Source organism: Arthrobacter pigmenti (genome assembly GCF_011927905.1).
Classification (GTDB): Bacteria; Actinomycetota; Actinomycetes; order Actinomycetales; family Micrococcaceae; genus Arthrobacter_D; species Arthrobacter_D pigmenti.
Genome location: NZ_JAATJL010000001.1, coordinates 2,085,243 through 2,102,295, shown reverse-complemented (window position 1 = coordinate 2,102,295; position 17,053 = coordinate 2,085,243). Strand labels below are relative to the sequence as shown.

The following is a 17,053-nucleotide window of genomic DNA, read 5'->3' as shown; positions in this document are numbered from 1 at the left end:
AGGAGATCTTCATGGAGACTCTGATGGACGTGCAGGCGCTGCGAAACCGGATGACCTCCGGCCAACAGACCGTCCTGCTGGATGTTCGCTGGGCGTTGGGCGACCCCCACGGTCACGAACATTATCGATCAGCTCACATTCCCGGGGCCGTCTACGTAGACATGGAATCCCAGCTTTGCTCGACCCCAACCGCGGCGGGAGGCAGGCACCCGCTTCCGGACCCGGTAATGCTCGAGGAAGCGGCACGTCAGTGGGGCATCAACGACGGCGACGTCGTGGTTGCCTACGACGACAACGGCAGTCTTGCTGCCGCACGGCTTTGGTGGCTGCTGCGCGACGCAGGCATGACCACGGTGCACCTGCTCGACGGCGGACTCGCGGCCTGGAAGGCTGCAGGGCATGAAACCGAGCGGGGCGTTGAACAGCACTGCCTTGGCGACGTGACGCTGCATCACGGCAAAATGCCTGTCCTGGAGCTGGACGATGTTGCCGGGTTCCCGCGGCACGGGGTCCTGCTGGACGCGCGCGCGTCAGAACGGTTCCGCGGCGAGGCCGAACCCATCGACCCAAAGGCGGGCCACATCCCCGGTGCCCTCAGCGCTCCGACCATGGACAACCTGACACCGCAGAAAACGTTCCTGCCGTCCGCGGAATTGCGCCGCAGGTTCGCGGCGCTCGGCGTGACGGACACGGCCGAAGTTGCGGTGTACTGCGGTTCCGGTATCACGGCCGCGCATGAGATTGCGGCACTCGATATCGCGGGATTCTCTGCTGCGCTATATCCCGGGTCCTGGTCCCAGTGGTCCGGCCGTGCAGATCTACCTGTCGCCACCGGTCCCTGAGGTCCTCCGGAGCGCATCGATGAGTGTTGTGAGAGAGTAAATGCCGGAACAGATCTGAACTCCAGTCAGGAGAGGACCGGCAGATGACTACTGTGCACGCCTACGCCGCCACGTCGCCTTCGAGCGGATTGGGGCTCACCACTATCGAGCGCCGCTCGCCGGAGCACGACGACGTCGAGATCGCCATCGATTTCTGCGGCCTGTGCCACTCGGACGTCCACGCTGCGCGCAGCGAGTGGGGATCCACGCGGTACCCCCTGGTGCCCGGTCACGAGATCGTTGGCCGGGTCACCCGGGTAGGGGACTCCGTCACGGGCTTCGCGCTCGGGGACAGGGTTGGGGTCGGCTGCATGGTCGACTCCTGCCGCGACTGCGAGAGCTGCGCCGAAGGGCTTGAGCAGTACTGCCTGGTCGGGATGACGGGTACCTACGGTACGCCGGACCGCAGGCACGACGGCGAGACCACCCAGGGCGGCTACGCCACCTCGATCGTGGTGAACGAGGGGTACGTCCTGTCCATTCCGGAGGGCATGGATCCTGCTGCAGCCGCGCCGCTGCTCTGCGCCGGCATCACCACGTTCTCTCCGTTGAACCATTTCGAAGTGGAGAAGGGTGACGCCGTAGGTGTCGTCGGGCTCGGCGGCCTGGGCCACATGGCGGTGAAGATCGCCAAGGCCATGGGCGCCGAGGTGACGGTGTTCACCACGTCTCCGGGCAAGGTTGACGCCGCGCGCGAACTGGGCGCGGACAACGTGGTGATCTCGAAGGACCCGGACGCCATGGCCGCCGCTGCCGGCACACTCGATGTCATCATCGACACGGTGGCAGCGCCCCATGACCTGAATCCGCTCTTCCGGACGCTTCGGCTCGACGGCGCGCTGTTTCAGTTGGGATTGCCTGCGGACCCCATGCCCGCCGTCAATCCGGGACTGCTCATCCGCAAGCGCCTGGCCTACACCGGTTCGCTCATCGGCGGAATTGAGGAAACACAGGAAATGCTGGACTTCTGCGACGAACACGGCGTGGTATCCGACATCGAAATCGTGACGGGCGACCAGCTCAACGTCGCCTATGACCGGATGGTGGCCGGCGACGTCAAGTACCGTTTCGTCCTGGACGTAAGCTCCCTGAAGGAGGACGCATGAGCACCCTGTTCACGAAGATTATCGACGGCGAGATTCCGGGCCGCTTCGTCTGGAAGGACGAGGACGTGGTCGCCTTCCTGACCATCGAGCCCATCACCGACGGGCACCTCATGGTTGTACCGCGGCAGGAAGTTGCGCACTGGGTCGACGCCGAGCCCGAGCTGCTCGGCAAACTGATGAACGTGGCCCAGAAAATTGCGAAGGTCCAGGAATCTGAATTCAACGCCAAGCGGATCGGGGTGCTCATGGAGGGGTACGAGATTCCCCACGTCCATGTCCATATCTGGCCCACCCAGACCCCTGCCGATTTCGACGTGCACAACGTCGACCACAATCCGGACCCGGCGAAGCTCGACAGGAATGCCGAACGCCTCCGGTCCGCCCTGCGCAAAGCAGGGTACTCGGAGCACGTTCCGGACTGACACTTTCCAGGGGAACTTTCGTGCAGCTCTGGTGACCTCAGCCGCGTCTCAGCCGCCATAGCTGCACGAAAGTTCCGGGGTTTCAGGCCGCGAGCGCTTCCCCGAGCGCTGCGCGTATCCGCTTCTCGGACACGGAGTAGGCCGTACCCAGTTCCTGCGCGAAGAGACTGATCCGCAGCTCTTCCAGCATCCATCGGACGCGACGCAGGCCAGGCGGCGCCGTGCGGCCGTGCGGCGCGACGGCGGCCACGGCGTCGTCGTACTCATCCTCCAGCCGCTGGATCACGGCGGTGCTGACGCCGTCACGCTGGACGTTCGTGTCCAGCTTCTCCAGCCGCCGCTCAATCCCGGCAAGGTAGCGGGGAAGGTGAGTCAGCTGGGCGTAACCCGTCGACGCGACGAAGCCCGGATAAACGAGCTGTTCCAGCTGGCTCTTCATGTCGTTCAGTGCGGTGATCAGGGCCAGGCTCGTGGACCCCTTGAGTCGCTTCTCAATCCGCCGGGCGCTTGCCAAAATCTTCTCGACTGTGGCCGTGACGGTGAAGACGGTATCGATCAGTTCCGCGCGCACGCTTTCGTACAGGGCATCGAACTCTTCCCGGGATGACGGCAATGCGTCAGGTGTCAGCTTGTCGATCGCGGCGATCGAGCAGTCCTCGATCAAGGCGGCGACGCTTCCATGCGGGTTCTGGGTGAAGGTCAGCTTCTCGGCATTGCTCAGGTGCTCAAGCACATACCGGGCAGGGCTCGGCACCCGCAGGGCGAGCAGCCGAATCACGCCGACGCGCATCGCGGCGGCTTGTTCAGCCGGGTTGGGGAAGACCTTGAGCCCGACGCTGTCGTTCTCATCGACGAGGGCGGGGTAGCCGGTGACCCGGTGTCCGCCAACGATTCGCGAGACATCGCGGGGAATCGTCCCGAACGTCCATTCGGTTGCGCCGCTGACTTCCTTGATGCCGGGGTCCGCTTCCTGAACGGACGACGACGGCGCCCGCTTCTTGCGGCGTGCGCTCGGCTGCTTCGATCCGACTGTGCCCGGCGTCGCACCGAGCGACTCGGCAATGGCGCGCCGGGTCTGTGGTGCAAGCGACTCCTGGAGAGCCTGCAGGTCCTTGCCTTCGTCGAGGATCCGGCCAGCGCCGTCAACGATCTGGAACGTCATCTGCAGGTGGGGCGGGAGCGTGTCGCGGTTCCACGATCCCGGCGGGATGATGTGTCCCTTGAGCCTGCGCAGCGCGAGTTCCAGGGACGGTTCGAGCTCATCCTGTGCGGGATCGAAATCCTTATGGAGGGCGTCGACGGCAGTGCGCGCTACATCGGGTGCGGGGATGAAGTTCTTGCGGATCTGCTTTGGCAGGGACTTGATCAGGGCGGTGATAAGCTCCACCCGGAGTCCGGGTATCTGCCACTGGAACGGCCCCGGTTCGAGCTGGTTGAGGAACAGGACGGGAACCTGAACGGTTACACCGTCCGATGCACCGGGCACATTCGGAGAGAACTCATAGGCCAGCGGTAGTTCGAACCCCTGCTGCTGCCAGGACTTCGGGAAGGCCGTCTCATCCAGGTCTGCGTCGCGGCTGAGTAACTCCTGGTCCGAGATGTCCAGCAGGTTCGGGTTGTCCTGCCGCGCATTTTTCCACCACTTGTCGAAGTGCCGTTCCGAGACCACATCCGCGCCCACCCGCGCGTCATAGAACGCGAACAGGGTTTCGTCGTCAACCATCAGGTCGCGGCGGCGCATCCGGTTCTCCATCTCCTCAATCTCCGCGATGCGCGCCTTGTTGCGGGAGAAGAACTTGTGGTGGGTGCGCCAGTCGCCCTCCACCAAAGCGTGCCGGATGAACAGCTCCCTGGCCAGTTCCTTATCGATGCGTCCGTAGTTGATACGGCGCTGCGGCACAATGGGGACGCCGTAGAGTGTGACCTTCTCGTAGGCCATGACGGAGCCCATCTTGCGGGACCAGTGCGGTTCGCTGTAGCTGCGCTTCACCAGGTCCGGCGCCACCTCTTCGGCCCACAGCGGGTCGAACTTCGCTGCGACGCGGGCCCATAGCCGGGACGTCTCCACGAGCTCGGCGGCCATCACCCAGTCGGGACTTTTCTTGAAGAGGGCACTGCCCGGGAAGATCGCGAATCGGGTACCACGTGCGCCGGCGTACTCCCGTTTGCGCTGGTCGTAGAGGCCGATGTGGCTCAAGAGTCCCGAGAGGAGGCTGATGTGGATGGCGTCGTGGTGCGCCACCGGATCAACCGCTCCCGGCGGAATGGTGATTCCCAGCGGCTTGGCGAGCTGCCGTAGCTGGGTGAACAGGTCCTGCCACTCGCGCACGCGGAGATAGTTGATGAACTCGTTGCGGCACAGCTTTCGGAACTGGGTGGAGGACAGTTCCTTCTGCTGGTCCTGAAGATAGCGCCAAAGGTTCAGGTAACCCGTGAAGTCCGAGTTTTCATCGAGGAACCGCCTGTGTTTCTCCGTAGCGGTCTGCAGCTTCGCAGCCTGGTCCGGCTGCGGGCGCTCCCGCGGGTCCTGGATGGTCAGCGCCGCAGCGAGGACCATGACTTCCTTGGCACATCCGCGTCGTCCTGCCTCCACGATCATTCGCCCGAGGCGCGGATCCACCGGCAGTTGGGCAAGTTGGCGGCCGACGGCGGATATTGCGCCATCCGCGCTCAGCGCACCAAGTTCGCGAAGGAGGGTGACGCCGTCGTTGATTGCTTTCGAATCCGGTGGCTCGACGAACGGGAAGGCGGCTACATCCTTGGGCCCGCGGGTGACCCCCATGGCCGTCATTTGCAGGATGACGGCGGCCAGGTTGGTGCGGAGGATTTCCGGGTCTGTGAAGGGACGTCGGGACTCGAAATCCTCCTCGGAGTAGAGGCGGATCGCGATGCCGTCGGAGACGCGCCCGCAACGGCCGGACCGCTGGTTCGCTGAGGCCTGCGAGACCCGCTCGATCGGCAGGCGCTGCACCTTGGTGCGGTGGGAGTAGCGCGAGATGCGTGCTGTGCCCGTGTCGATAACGAACTTGATACCGGGGACGGTCAACGAGGTTTCCGCTACGTTGGTGGCCAGGACGATCCGCCGGCCGGATCCGCCCGGGTTGAACACCCGGTGCTGTTCCTGCAGGGAGAGCCGGGCGAACAACGGCAGGATCTCGGTTCCGCGCAGCCGCGGGTTGGTCTGCACGCGGGCACGCAGGGCGTCGGCGGCGTCGCGGATCTCGCGCTCGCCCGAGAAGAACACGAGGATGTCACCGGGTGCTTCGAGCGCCAGTTCGTCGACGGCGTCGCACACGGCATCCAGCGGGTCGCGGTCTTCTTCCAGTTCGTCATCCGAATCGGACTCTGAGCTCCCGGCGGGTTGGCTGAGCGGCCGGTACCGGATCTCGACGGGGTACGTGCGCCCGGACACTTCGATGATGGGCGCCCGCTGCTTGGCCTCGACCGCTTCGTCGGCCGCGAAGTGGTTGGCGAACCGCTCCGGGTCAATCGTCGCCGACGTGATGATGAGCTTGAGGTCCGGCCGCTTGGGCAGGATGCGCTTGAGGTAACCGAGGATGAAGTCGATGTTGAGGCTGCGCTCGTGGGCCTCGTCAATGATGATCGTGCTGTACTTCTTCAGAAGCTTGTCATGCTGGATCTCCGCAAGCAGGATGCCGTCCGTCATCAGTTTGATGCGCGTCCTTCGGCCAACCTCGCCGGTGAACCGAACCTGGTAACCCACCTCTTCGCCGAGCTTGACGTCGAGCTCCTCGGCGATGCGTTCGGCCACAGTCCGTGCGGCAAGGCGCCTCGGCTGGGTATGGCCGATCATCCCGGTCTTCGCGAGTCCGAGTTCCAGGCACATCTTGGGAATCTGTGTTGTTTTACCCGAGCCGGTTTCGCCCGCAATGATGGTGACCTGGTTGGCCGCGATGGCAGCCATGATGTCGGCCCGCCGTTCCGAGACCGGTAGCTGGGCGGGATAGGTGATCGTCAGAGACATGATTGCTTCCAAGTTTACTCTGGCGTACCGGGCATCCGCGTAGGCTGGATGAATGCCTGGTCCCGTGGAACCGTTTGAGTCAGGAATGCTCCCCGTGGGGGACGGTAATGAGGCCTTTTGGGAAGCGTCAGGGAACCCAACTGGAAAGCCGGCGCTCTACCTCCATGGCGGACCGGGATCCGGGATCAAGACGGCCTACCGGAAGCACTTTGACCCGGAGAAGTTCCTCATCGTAGGGATCGAGCAGCGCGGCTGCGGTCGCAGCAGGCCCTTGGCAACTGACCCTGGAGCTGATCTATCCACGAACACCACGCAGGAGCTGGTCGCTGACATCGAAGTTCTGCGCGAGCACTTACAGGTGCGGCAGTGGCTCCTCTACGGAGGATCGTGGGGGACAACCCTCGCGCTCGCGTATGCGCAAACCCATCCGGACCGGGTGTCCGAGATGATCCTCGCGGCCGTGACGACGACGTCATCGGCTGAAGTGGCGTGGATTACGGAGGACATGGGCAGGGTCTTCCCACGCGAGTGGGACCAATTCGCAGACTCCGCCCACGCCGAGCCGGGCGAGCGACTGGTAGACGCCTACCACCGGCTGCTCACGCAGCCGGACCCCGGCGTGCGGGAAGCAGCCGCTCTTGCATGGTGCACCTGGGAGGACGTCCACATGTCACTGGACCCCAAGGCAACGCCGCACCTCCAGCATCAGTCACCGGAGTTTCGGCTGCTGTTTGCAACGCTCGTGACGCACTATTGGCGCAATGCAGGATTCGGCGGTGATGATCTGCTCGGCCGGATGGACCGTATCGCCGGCACTCCTGCCGTGCTCATCCACGGGAGGCTGGACGTCAGTTCACCACTTTCCACCGCATGGAATCTGGCCAAGGCGTGGCCCGCGGCGGAACTAGTGGTCGTCGACCAGGACGGGCACGGCGGGAGCGGAATGGTCGAGGAGGTGGATTGCGCCGTCGCCCGGTTCGCTCCAGAGTGAACGGCTTCTATGCCTGCTGACGACGCACAATCTCGTTGATCCAGTCCGGCGCGAACGGCGAAGTGCAGCCAGGGGGAGTCGGATAGTCCTTGAGTACCTCCAGGCGCTCGCCGATCTCAAGAGCACGCGCGCGGTGCTCCACATGCGTGATTCCGATCTGGGCCAGGCACATGTTCATTGCCCACTGCAGGCGGTCGGGTGCGTCCTTCATTTGCGCTTCAATGATGTCCAGCAGTCCGGAGAGGTCCAGGCTTTCGGGCTCTTTCGTTACGCGCTCCGATGTAAGCGCCCAGCCGGCGCTGGCAACCACCGGATCTGAATCTTTGAACCAGGCCAGACGCAGGTCCTCCGCGTACGTGCTCTTCTTCACCACATAACCCACCAGCCAGTCGTGTACCTTGGGCGTGCGCGCAGCTCGCAGCATCGAGTCCAACTCGTCTCGTTCGAAGGCCTTCGGACGGCAGATCAGGATCGCGAGCAACCTCGACGCCGTGTCCTCTGTTGCCCACAGCTGGCGTGCGAGCTCGTGCTGGGTCTTCAGCCGCTTTGCGATCGCACGCAACTTGCCGAGGTTAACCCCATGGTCGTCGCCGTGTTTCTCGTTCACCGCGCGTGCCTTTGGGTCCTCGAGCTCAGCCAGTTCGGCCTGCACCTCGGTGACCGTCGTGTGGGTCAATGTTGTCTCAGCCACCTCGACCTCCTCTTTCTTGTACCGAGTCTTAGCCTATGACGGGCGCGCGCCCTCTTGGCTACGATCATCACTTACCGCGGCCCTGGTCAGCCGCTCAGCCGCTGCGACGGCATGTTCCTTCAGCTCCTGGGGTTCCAGGATCTGGAACTCGAACCCAAGCGCCACGACATGCATCAGCGGCCAGTCCAGAGAGTCCGCGCCGAAGCGCATGACCGTGCTGCCACCGCTGTCCTCCAACTCCGCCACGTTGGGCGGGATCATTGGGCCCACCTCGGTGAGCGGCGCGGAGATCCGCACGACGACGTCGTGCCGGTACGGCGACCGGGTGATTGACTTCTGCACGTACGCGGCCAGGTCCTTGGCGGGTAGGGGCCGTTGCGGAAACCGTTCACGGGGTGAAGGCACGCTCTGGCAGCGATCCACCCGGAAAGTGCGCCAGTCCTGTCTGCCGGTATCCCAGGCGACCAGATACCACCGCCGCCCGGTATCTACCAGCCGGACAGGTTCCACGACGCGGCGGGAGGACTCGCCGTCGTGCCTGGCGTACCGGAAAACGACCACTCGGCGCTCGGTGATTGCGGAGGAAAGCGCGGTGAGTACTTCCGGATTTACCGGAGTGCTTGCGGCGGCCATGCGGGTCACTGCCGTGCGTAGCCCCGCGAACTTGGGGCGAAGCCTGCCCGGGAGTACCTGCTCCAGTTTGGTCAGTGCGCGCACGGACGCCTCACCTAGGCCCGAAACCGGACTCGCGGTGACCGCGCTGAGCCCGATGGCGACGGCAAGCGCTTCGTCATCATCGAGGAGCAGCGGCGGCAGTTGCGCGCCGGCGCCGAGTTGGTACCCGCCGGCGATTCCCGGCGAGGCGGAAATGGGGTAGCCGAGTGTTCGTAGCTTGCCGATGTCCCGCCGGACCGTTCGCTCGGTCACCGACATGCGGTCAGCCAGCGCCGCACCGGTCCATTCGCGGCGGAGCTGTAACAGGGACAGCAGTTGTAGCAGGCGGGCGGAGGTTTCCAACATGGAATCACCGTACCGACTTATGCGGACATCAACTGTCCGCAATGCGGTTTAGGCTACGAGTCAGCTACGGATGAAAGGGAAGATTTCATGGACATCTGCAAGGAACTGACCGACCAACTTCAGTGGCACTGGGAGAATCAGGCGCGGCCGCGGCTGGACGGGTTGACTGATGAGGAGTATTTCTGGGAGCCGGTGCCCGGATGCTGGAGCGTACGCCCTCGCGGTATGGGCTCGGCACCGCTGCAGGTTGGTGGGGGAGACTACGTCATCGAGTTCGCTATTCCCGAGCCGGTACCGGCACCGGTCACTACCATCGCCTGGCGGTTCGGCCACATCCTCGTCGGCGTGCTCGGCCAACGCCTAGCCTCCCACTTCGGTGGGGCACCGGTCACTTACGAGACCTTCCATTATCCGGCCACGGCCGCGGACGCGCTGGAGCAACTGGACGTCATGTACGCGGACTGGTCGCGGGCTGTGTCGGACCTTTCACTTGAGGAGATGTCGCGGGCGGTGGGTCCCGCTGAGGGGCCATTCGCAGAGGCGCCGATGGGTGCCCTTGTGCAGCACATCAACCGGGAAATGATCCACCACCTCTCCGAGATGGCGCTGTTGAGGGATCTGTGGGCCCACAGGTTCGCCGGGGAGGTCACTTCCGCCGCAGGAGCCTGACAAGCCAGAACGCCCACGCCGCAAACGCGGCGCAGGCCACTGCCACCAGCACCGGCTGGGTGCCGGAGTCCTGCACAAACAGGGCGACGGCGGCGGTCGGCTGGACCAGCAGCTGAATCTTGCCCGCCCGCAGGAGGACGCGTCGAAGAACAGCGGTGCTAACGTCCGTTCGGCGTGGAATGCCCAACAGGAAAGCAAACATCACGAACAGCAGGTGGATACCGGCTGCGTACGGGAAGACCGCCCAGGACCCAGGGGGCACCAGCGCGGCGTAACTTCCGACGAGGAGCAACAGGGAAGCCAGCGGAAGCAACACCATCGGGACAAGCACGGACGCCGCGAAGAGCGCCAGAGGAATCACCACGAGCGGCGTGTTATCCCACAGCGGTAACCCGAGGATAGCCGCAAGCGCGAATGTTCCACCACGCAACCAGGAAGCGGATAGTGAAGGACCGATGTCCAGGTCCCGGACCGGTCCGGCAACAATATCCTGGTTCAGGCCGCCGCTCATGCGCGTCCGCCGACTGCGTGGGTTCCCCGTCGCACCGGGCCGCGGAGAGTTGCGAGACCGACATCGAGCGGAAGCTGGCCGGGCAGTGTATCGAGCGTTTCGGCCTCCGGCTGCATTCTCTCTCCCCGGTAACCGAAGACCGGTACGCCGTCCGCTGCCAGCCCATTGAGTACCTGCCGCCGGTGCAGGAGGACCAGCCGCACAGCCCGCCGGCCCGACGGCGATGCGGCGCTGCCTTCGAGGATAGGAAGGGTATCGATCCCGATGACCCGGTGCCCGGCGGCCCGCCACGCACGCATCAGTCTGGCGGGCTCCTCATCGGTGAACGGGCTGAACACGTAGACGAGTGATCCCGCCGGTACGCCGGCTTCCCTGGACGCGCGGTCTCTTCGGGGACTGGCGGTCATGAGTGCCAGGTGCGTCCGGATGATCTCCAGTTGCCGGTGCCCACCTGCTGCGCGCAGCGGCCAGTGCCTCCCCGAAAGTTCGTTGAGACCCACCTTGTCGCCTACAGAAAGATAGGAAGCAGCAAGGCGGGTTGCTGCTTCCCGGGAGAGGTGAAGCGAACCCTCACCTGCCACAGGCACGCTGCGTACTGGGAACCAGGCACGCACATGGGACGGATAATCAAAGGCTGTATCGAGAAGCAGGTGGACGCCCGCTTCAGAGTGCGCGTAGGTCCTGCGTACGAACAACCGATCCTGGTCCGCTGACTGCCGGGCGGTTGCACGCCAGTCAATGCGACGCAGCTGGTCCCCAGGTCGGAAGGCATCGATGCTGCGGAGCTCGCCGCCATCGCCGCTGTTGCGCGAGGTGTGCTCGCCCGTGTGTCCGCGCAGGCGGAACGGGAGCGGGAGCAGGCGGGTCTCAGTCACGCGGGGAAGGACGGTGAGGTGCACCGGGTCGAGCTCGGCGGGTGGTTGACGCATGATGCCGTCGAGGCTGACGACGGCGGCGCCCGCAGACAGCACTCGCGCCCGCCCGGATCTCGGCACCGGTACGGAGATGGCATATGGCCCGCCAACCGGGATGAGGGCCGAGATCGCAGGGCGCCCCGGAGCGACTGCCTCGATCAGCGCGGCGCCGGGAGGTCCGTCGGAGACAACATGAAAAGTGCGCCGACCGTCGTCGGAATCGGTCCGGGCCTCCTTAATCCGGAACGTCACGGGTTGACCCTCATTCTGTGAAGGTCTGCGGCCACCGCTACGAAGAAGAGCTGCCCAACCCGAGGATGCCGCGACAGCCAGCGGCAGCCCGAGGACTGCGACATCGGGCCTGCCCATGAAAAGTCCTACTGCGAGGCAGGTCATCAGAGTGATCGCTGCGAGGCTCCATTGACCGCCGGGGCGAAACCCTCGATTACCGTTCACGGGCAGATGCGGTGGTTGGCGTGGCAACCCGATTCACCACTTCGGCGACGGTATCCTCGGCGCGCACGCCGCGTGCCCACGAGCCCGGCGTCAGGGTGAGGCGATGCGCCAGGACCGGTTTGGCCGCGAGCTTGATGTCTTCGGGAAGCACAAAGGTTCGGCCATCCATCAGCGCGAGTGCCCGCCCGAGCAATACCAGAGCCTGGGATCCGCGAGGGGAGGCCCCGACGTCGACGGCGTCGTGTGCACGCGTTGCGGCTGTGAGACGTACCGCGTAGTCGATGACGTCAGGATCCACCGCGATGGCGTTCGCGGTCTCCCTCATCATCAGCAGCTCGGCGGCCTGCACTACCGTGCGCACCGCGGCCACCTCTGAGCCTCGGTTCAGACGGCGCTGAATGATGTCGTGCTCGGCCTGGGTTTCCGGGTAGCCCACATCGACCCGGATCAGGAAGCGGTCCAGCTGCGCTTCCGGCAGCGGGTAGGTGCCTTCGAACTCGATGGGGTTGGCCGTGGCAAAGACGTGGAAGGGCTGTTCGAGCGTGAGGGTGCGTCCTTCGACAGAAACCTGTGCCTCAGCCATTGCCTCCAGGAGCGCGGACTGCGTCTTGGGGGAGGTGCGGTTGATCTCATCGGCGAGCAGCAGATTGGTGAACACGGGGCCGGGAAGAAAGTTGAAGCTGCGGGCGGCCGGATCGAAGATCGATGAGCCGGTCACATCCGACGGCAGCAGATCAGGTGTGCATTGCAGGCGGCGAAAGTCCAGGCCCAAGGCCTGCGCCAAGGTCTTCGCGGCCAGCGTCTTGCCAAGTCCGGGCAGGTCCTCGAATAGCACATGGCCGCCGGCGAGCACCGCACCGAGTGCCAGCTTGAGGGTGGTGTCCATTCCGACGACCACCGTCCCGACTTCTCTCAGGACGTCGCCGCATCGTGTGGCGGCGTCCTCGGGAGTAAGACTCTGGGTCATCGATGATCCCTTTCTGGTTGGGGTGCCGGGCGGTGGCTAGGCACATGCTGCGGATCTTGTCGGAGGATCTGCTCCAGCTGATCCATGGCGGCGTCGAACGTCCGGGTGTCCACGGGCGTCACTGAGTCGTTCAGATGATGGCTGCCAAGAACGGCGCCCAACGGTCCTTTCACGGTACGGTGCTCAATTCCACGGGCATCCAACGCAGTCGAAGCAATCTCAGCCAGTTGGTTGACTGCCCGGACACCGACACCGGCGCGCGCCCCCGATAACGAGAACTCAAGGGCTTGCACATCGGCCAGCCCTTTTGACCGCGGCGGCGCGCTCAGAGCCGGCAGTCGGTCCGCATCGAGGTTGTCGAGCATGCCGTTGACCACACCGCCAACGAACGCCGCTGTGACGAGCACCGCTGCATGCCCGAAGTCCAGCGAGAGGAAGATCGCGAATCCCGCAGCAAGCACTGTCAGGAGCACGGTGACCCGCCACTGTCCAGCCGTCATGTGCGGGCCGGACCGTTCTTGGGGACTGCCCTTCCGACCGCGACGGTGATGCTCCTCAGGGCGCCACGGGCCCGCTCAAGCTCGGCGTCGCTGATAGCAGTGGATGAGTGGCCGCCGAACCTTGCCCGGTGATAGAGGCGCTGAAGGAAAGCGACGTCGTCGGACGCCGCCCGGAACGTCGCCAGGACTCGCGTCGTGTATTCGGACGTGGTCTCCTGCCGCTTGCGCGGAGTTCCGGCAGCCGCCGTCGCGCCCTCAAGGGCCAGCCAGCAGGCGATCACCGCATCGCGTGACGCCGACGGCCCGGACAGCGCGTCCTCGGCGCTTTCGAGTCCGACGACGACGGAGCGCCGGACACTTTCGCGGGCTTCGGGAGAGGTGTGCTCATCAAGGTAGTCGGGCTGGTCTTCGGTCCGGTATCTCTCACCTCTGAGCGAGAGCAGGAACCGAATGAGGAAAAAGGCTATGGCCAGCAGGATAATCGCAAAGGCGAGGAAGGCGACGTTGTTTCCCGAGGACTCAGGGGATTCCGTGGATTCATCCGCTACAGCCTCGGTGGCGGTTGGGCTCGGCTCGGCACTGGGCCGCAGTTGGCCGCCATCCAGATCAAGGGCTGGAGACAGCGCGGTGAGCGGACCCACGAACCCGGCAGCAACGACAATGAGGAGGACGGTGAGGACTCCGAAAACCAGCAGCGGATCAGCGATTATAACCCGGAACGTGCGCATCTGAATCAAGCCTCCCCACGTTGCGCGGCTGGTGGCATCAGTCTAGGCCCGTGTGGCGGAGGTCACCGAATTGGCTGATGGGAGGTGGAGGAAAAGTGCCCTCGATAGGATTCGAACCTACGACCTTCTGCTCCGGAGGCAGACGCTCTATCCCCTGAGCTACGAGGGCGCGGCATGTCTGGTTAGACCAGCTGCCGGAAGGGACTCACTGAGCTTAGCAGGTGAATCTTGGCTGAACGAAACGCTGTTCCGGACCTGCTCCGGGGTGGTTAATACCCGAGGAATGCGTCGGTTTGAACCGACCTTCCGCCCGCCTCCCTGATGAGCGGTTTGGCGCGCGCGAGGGTGGCCGGCGAACCCGACAGGTACACCCGGCGCTTCGGCAGATCCGGAACCAGGGAGCGCAACTCCTCCGCGGTGGGAAAGCTGCCCCCTCCACGGGTCCAGGTGGCAGGAAGTTTGCCTGGATCATCCGGACAGAAGAGGTGAACCCGTGCATCTGCGAGTTCCTCGGCATAGGCAAGCTCGTTGGCGCTGCTGACGACGTAGACGAGCACGATGTCGCGTTCGGATGAGGGGTGGCTAGCTCCCAGCTGGCTGAGGAAAGGAGTGACGCCGATGCCGCCGGCGAAGAGCAGCAGCGGCACCGAAGGATCGTCGGGGAGTACAAAGTCGCCCGCCACGGTTGTTGCATCGACAGGCGCCCCGGGCTTCAGCTGCAGGAGCGCGTTTTTGAAGGTGCTCGGTGGATCGGAGAGGCGCAGACCGAAGCGGACAGTGCCGTCGTCGGGCGTGGAACTGATGCTGAAGATGCGGCGCAGGCCGCGCCGGTCGGGGCGCGCGTGCGGCAGAGTCAGCTCCATGTACTGGCCGGGGCGGAACCGGACCGGTCGCTCCGGCGTGAACTGGACCTCTGTACTGGTCGGGGTGAGCCGGCGTGAGCCTGTGTAACGTAACCGGATCCGGCGTCTTTGCCCCATCGCGAAGGCAACGGCGTTGCCGATCAGCAGGGCGAATTCCGGGCCGAGGAAGACCGGACCGATACTGATCTGTAGGGCGAGAACGACGGCGACTATGCCCGCGATCAGCAACTGCTGCCATCGCCGCGGTGGCAACGTCAGCGGCTCGGTGAGCATGAACCCAAGGAGAAAGAGCACGGGATACGAGCCGAACACGAGCTGCAGGGCTTCGGTCGGCGACGTACCACCGGCCATGAGCCGCACAACCAGGATTCCGACGGCGACGATCACGAACACCGCACCCATAGACAGTTTCCGTGTCCGGTAAAGCAGTAACAGGGTGAAAATCAGTACCAGCGGCAGCATGGCCGGATTGGCGGCCCACCAGGCGGCGGCGCTCAATCCAAGCAGGGTGACGGCGACGGCGCCGAACGCGGCCGGGTTGAAGATGTGCCGGCCGCGGAATGCCATGAGGTACTTCGAGGCCGCCGCGATCAGTCCCGCGAGAGCGATTCCGCCGACCCCCGTAGGGGTATCGGAGGGAAACATCACGAAGAACAGCAGCAGACCGGTGATGAGGGAGGACTCGGTATGCGGCCGGGTCCTGAGCATCAACGCCATGATCCGGGTGCCGCCCCACGATGCGATGAGCGCCGCCGCGAGTGTCGCCCCCAGCTCGGTCGGCGTGAAGGCCAGGAGGTCGAGTGCCGACAATCCGAACGCGTAAAAAGCAAGGATCAGGAGCAGGACGAGGACGAGACGATACATGGTGATCCGCCCGAGAAGCGAATCGAGTCGACTGAACATCTAGAACAGTGCTCCTGCCAGGGATGACGAGAATTGCGCGCGCCCGTCCGAGTGCACCCTGACGTATTCGAAGTCGAACTCCGCCAGGAGGATCTCGGGTGGGACAAGGAAGAGGGCCGTGGCCAGCGCATCTGCGTGCAGTGCGTCGCCCGCCAAAACCCACGTTGCCACCACCTTATCCACGCATCGGCCGGTTGTTGCATCCAGTACGTGGTGCAGGCCGTCGCTCCAGCGCCTCCGGTTGGAGGCAGACGCACAGAGCGCCTGATCGGCCAGCGGGACGACGCCGATCGCTGAGCCGGTGTTGTACGGGTGCTCAAGCGCAACCGTTATAGGTAACCCGTGATGAATTGTGTCCCCACCGGCATCGACGGTGTGCTCCGCATAACCGAATGCCTTCAGCGTCTGCGACACCAGATCCACAAGTTGCCCTTTGCCCGCGGCACCGACGTCAAGGATGACCGGCGCCTGCGCCTTGATGACGTTGCCGGTCCAGTCGAAGCGTTCGTCCCATACCGGTGCGGAACATGGGCTGCCGGCCGGGGTGAAGGAATAGTCGGCGTCGTACCCCAACTGCTCCAGCGAGCCGCCGACCAGCGGAGACATTGCCCCCTCGGTGAGCCGGTACAGGGTCCGGTACAGCGAACCGAGGTGTTCGCCATGGGGCGGAAGCTCCACCGTCCCCCCGTAGGCGAGACCCGCAATGCGCGAGTCCGCCCGGAACCGCGAGTACACGCCGTCGTACTCTTCAACGAGCCCGACGACGGCGGCGCGCGCCCCAGCACTCAGCTCAGCTAAGGTATCGATCTGCCAGGTGGTGCCGATCGCCTCGAACCTCACGCTGTGCTGAAGCGCTGCAGGGCTCACTGTGCGGCTTCACCCTTGATCTGATCGATGGCTTCCTTGAACCCTCCGCTGGTCAGGGAGGAGCCGGAGACTTTGCTCACGTTGAGCTCGTCGATGGGAGTTCCGACAATCTCGTCCTTGATCCCGCTGCTGAATTTCCCCTGGTACTGCTCGGTGGTGGGATTGCTTGGCATGGGCTCGGCCGAAACGTCGGCGACAGCGCCGGACTCCAGAGTGACCGTTACCCCGATGGATTCCTCGCCGCCTGGCGTCTGGTAGGAGCCGGTGGCCGTATAGGTGCCGTCTGCATAGGCACGTGCTTCCGCGCCGTCCGTGGCCGGTGAGGAGGTCTCCCCGGAGCCGCCCTCGGCGCCCGGTGCAGGGGTGGGCGTCGCCGCGCATCCGGCTGAGCCGAGCAGGGAAGCTGCAGCCAGGGTGGTCAGGGCCCAGCGGGAAATCGGCTTCGGCACGGCATTACTCACGGAGTCTCCTAAGAAGGTCAATGGGGGAAGCGCAGCATCAAATACATAACGCTAGTGCGTTCAATTCGGTTCGGCCCGGTCCGCGGACGGGTGGATAAGCATACGAGTTGGGCGTCCG

General features: G+C 64.6%; 16 protein-coding genes and 1 tRNA gene. 5 read left to right on the top strand and 12 right to left on the bottom strand.

The window, feature by feature from the left end:
* Positions 1 to 11: 11 nt before the first annotated feature.
* The 3 genes from BJ994_RS09685 (at position 12) to BJ994_RS09675 (ending at position 2,409) form a co-directional block, all read left to right on the top strand.
* Positions 12 to 842, top strand: coding sequence for a sulfurtransferase (locus BJ994_RS09685; RefSeq protein ID WP_167993676.1), 831 nt, complete (start codon positions 12 to 14; stop codon positions 840 to 842).
* Between the two features lie 83 nt (positions 843 to 925).
* Complete coding sequence (locus tag BJ994_RS09680) at positions 926 to 1,987, top strand: NAD(P)-dependent alcohol dehydrogenase (protein WP_167993674.1); 1,062 nt, start codon at positions 926 to 928, stop codon at positions 1,985 to 1,987.
* Entirely contained in the window at positions 1,984 to 2,409 is a 426-nt protein-coding gene (locus BJ994_RS09675) for an HIT family protein (protein ID WP_167993672.1), read from the top strand. The genes BJ994_RS09680 and BJ994_RS09675 overlap by 4 nt, the downstream gene beginning before the upstream one ends.
* An 82-nt stretch (positions 2,410 to 2,491) precedes the next feature.
* Here BJ994_RS09675 and hrpA read toward each other — a convergent pair whose 3' ends face one another.
* The gene (gene hrpA / locus BJ994_RS09670) at positions 2,492 to 6,394 is read right to left on the bottom strand and encodes an ATP-dependent RNA helicase HrpA (protein WP_167993670.1); all 3,903 of its coding nucleotides are present in this window, start codon (positions 6,392 to 6,394) and stop codon (positions 2,492 to 2,494) included.
* Between the two features lie 52 nt (positions 6,395 to 6,446).
* On the opposite strand from hrpA, the gene pip reads away from it, so the two are divergent.
* Complete coding sequence (gene pip / locus BJ994_RS09665; RefSeq protein WP_167993668.1) at positions 6,447 to 7,385, top strand: prolyl aminopeptidase; 939 nt, start codon at positions 6,447 to 6,449, stop codon at positions 7,383 to 7,385.
* 7 nt (positions 7,386 to 7,392) lie between these two features.
* Here pip and BJ994_RS09660 read toward each other — a convergent pair whose 3' ends face one another.
* Both BJ994_RS09660 and BJ994_RS09655 read right to left on the bottom strand, forming a co-directional pair.
* Positions 7,393 to 8,076, bottom strand: a complete 684-nt coding sequence (locus BJ994_RS09660; RefSeq protein WP_167993665.1) for a DNA alkylation repair protein — start codon at positions 8,074 to 8,076, stop codon at positions 7,393 to 7,395.
* A gap of 33 nt (positions 8,077 to 8,109) precedes the next feature.
* On the bottom strand, positions 8,110 to 9,096 hold the full coding sequence (locus BJ994_RS09655) for a helix-turn-helix transcriptional regulator (protein ID WP_167993663.1): 987 nt from the start codon (positions 9,094 to 9,096) through the stop codon (positions 8,110 to 8,112).
* Positions 9,097 to 9,183: 87 nt separating this feature from the next.
* On the opposite strand from BJ994_RS09655, the gene BJ994_RS09650 reads away from it, so the two are divergent.
* The gene (locus BJ994_RS09650) at positions 9,184 to 9,765 is read left to right on the top strand and encodes a DinB family protein (RefSeq protein ID WP_167993661.1); all 582 of its coding nucleotides are present in this window, start codon (positions 9,184 to 9,186) and stop codon (positions 9,763 to 9,765) included.
* Here the strand turns inward: BJ994_RS09650 and BJ994_RS09645 are convergent.
* The 9 genes from BJ994_RS09645 to BJ994_RS09605 form a co-directional block, all read right to left on the bottom strand.
* Entirely contained in the window at positions 9,743 to 10,276 is a 534-nt protein-coding gene (locus tag BJ994_RS09645) for a hypothetical protein (protein WP_167993659.1), read from the bottom strand. The genes BJ994_RS09650 and BJ994_RS09645 overlap by 23 nt on opposite strands.
* Positions 10,273 to 11,559, bottom strand: a complete 1,287-nt coding sequence (locus BJ994_RS09640) for a DUF58 domain-containing protein (protein WP_167993657.1) — start codon at positions 11,557 to 11,559, stop codon at positions 10,273 to 10,275. The genes BJ994_RS09645 and BJ994_RS09640 overlap by 4 nt, the downstream gene beginning before the upstream one ends.
* A 76-nt stretch (positions 11,560 to 11,635) precedes the next feature.
* Positions 11,636 to 12,613 (bottom strand): AAA family ATPase, encoded by a 978-nt coding sequence (locus BJ994_RS09635; RefSeq protein WP_167993655.1) that lies wholly within the window; start codon positions 12,611 to 12,613, stop codon positions 11,636 to 11,638.
* Complete coding sequence (locus BJ994_RS09630; RefSeq protein ID WP_167993653.1) at positions 12,610 to 13,113, bottom strand: hypothetical protein; 504 nt, start codon at positions 13,111 to 13,113, stop codon at positions 12,610 to 12,612. Before BJ994_RS09630 ends, BJ994_RS09635 begins: the two co-directional genes overlap by 4 nt.
* Positions 13,110 to 13,841: a DUF4129 domain-containing protein gene (locus tag BJ994_RS09625; RefSeq protein WP_167993651.1), complete on the bottom strand. Its 732-nt coding sequence runs from the start codon at positions 13,839 to 13,841 to the stop codon at positions 13,110 to 13,112. Before BJ994_RS09625 ends, BJ994_RS09630 begins: the two co-directional genes overlap by 4 nt.
* A gap of 96 nt (positions 13,842 to 13,937) precedes the next feature.
* A tRNA-Arg gene (locus BJ994_RS09620) sits at positions 13,938 to 14,010 on the bottom strand.
* 100 nt (positions 14,011 to 14,110) lie between these two features.
* On the bottom strand, positions 14,111 to 15,607 hold the full coding sequence (locus BJ994_RS09615; RefSeq protein WP_167993649.1) for a ferredoxin--NADP reductase: 1,497 nt from the start codon (positions 15,605 to 15,607) through the stop codon (positions 14,111 to 14,113).
* Positions 15,608 to 16,474 carry an FAD:protein FMN transferase gene (locus BJ994_RS09610; RefSeq protein WP_167993647.1) on the bottom strand — a complete coding sequence of 289 codons (867 nt, stop codon included), beginning with the start codon at positions 16,472 to 16,474 and terminating at the stop codon, positions 15,608 to 15,610.
* Complete coding sequence (locus tag BJ994_RS09605) at positions 16,471 to 16,935, bottom strand: FMN-binding protein (RefSeq protein WP_342450340.1); 465 nt, start codon at positions 16,933 to 16,935, stop codon at positions 16,471 to 16,473. Before BJ994_RS09605 ends, BJ994_RS09610 begins: the two co-directional genes overlap by 4 nt.
* Between the last annotated feature and the right edge of the window lie 118 nt (positions 16,936 to 17,053).

Bases quoted from the DNA above. Each gene is read 5' to 3' on its own strand.
- BJ994_RS09685 (WP_167993676.1), top strand. From the start codon at position 12: ATGGAGACTCTGATGGACGTGCAGGCGCTGCGAAACCGGATGACCTCC.
- BJ994_RS09680 (WP_167993674.1), top strand. From the start codon at position 926: ATGACTACTGTGCACGCCTACGCCGCCACGTCGCCTTCGAGCGGATTG.
- BJ994_RS09675 (WP_167993672.1), top strand. From the start codon at position 1,984: ATGAGCACCCTGTTCACGAAGATTATCGACGGCGAGATTCCGGGCCGC.
- hrpA (WP_167993670.1), bottom strand. From the start codon at position 6,394: ATGTCTCTGACGATCACCTATCCCGCCCAGCTACCGGTCTCGGAACGG.
- pip (WP_167993668.1), top strand. From the start codon at position 6,447: ATGCCTGGTCCCGTGGAACCGTTTGAGTCAGGAATGCTCCCCGTGGGG.
- BJ994_RS09655 (WP_167993663.1), bottom strand. From the start codon at position 9,096: ATGTTGGAAACCTCCGCCCGCCTGCTACAACTGCTGTCCCTGTTACAG.
- BJ994_RS09650 (WP_167993661.1), top strand. From the start codon at position 9,184: ATGGACATCTGCAAGGAACTGACCGACCAACTTCAGTGGCACTGGGAG.
- BJ994_RS09645 (WP_167993659.1), bottom strand. From the start codon at position 10,276: ATGAGCGGCGGCCTGAACCAGGATATTGTTGCCGGACCGGTCCGGGAC.
- BJ994_RS09640 (WP_167993657.1), bottom strand. From the start codon at position 11,559: ATGGGCAGGCCCGATGTCGCAGTCCTCGGGCTGCCGCTGGCTGTCGCG.
- BJ994_RS09635 (WP_167993655.1), bottom strand. From the start codon at position 12,613: ATGACCCAGAGTCTTACTCCCGAGGACGCCGCCACACGATGCGGCGAC.
- BJ994_RS09630 (WP_167993653.1), bottom strand. From the start codon at position 13,113: ATGACGGCTGGACAGTGGCGGGTCACCGTGCTCCTGACAGTGCTTGCT.
- BJ994_RS09625 (WP_167993651.1), bottom strand. From the start codon at position 13,841: ATGCGCACGTTCCGGGTTATAATCGCTGATCCGCTGCTGGTTTTCGGA.
- BJ994_RS09615 (WP_167993649.1), bottom strand. From the start codon at position 15,607: ATGTTCAGTCGACTCGATTCGCTTCTCGGGCGGATCACCATGTATCGT.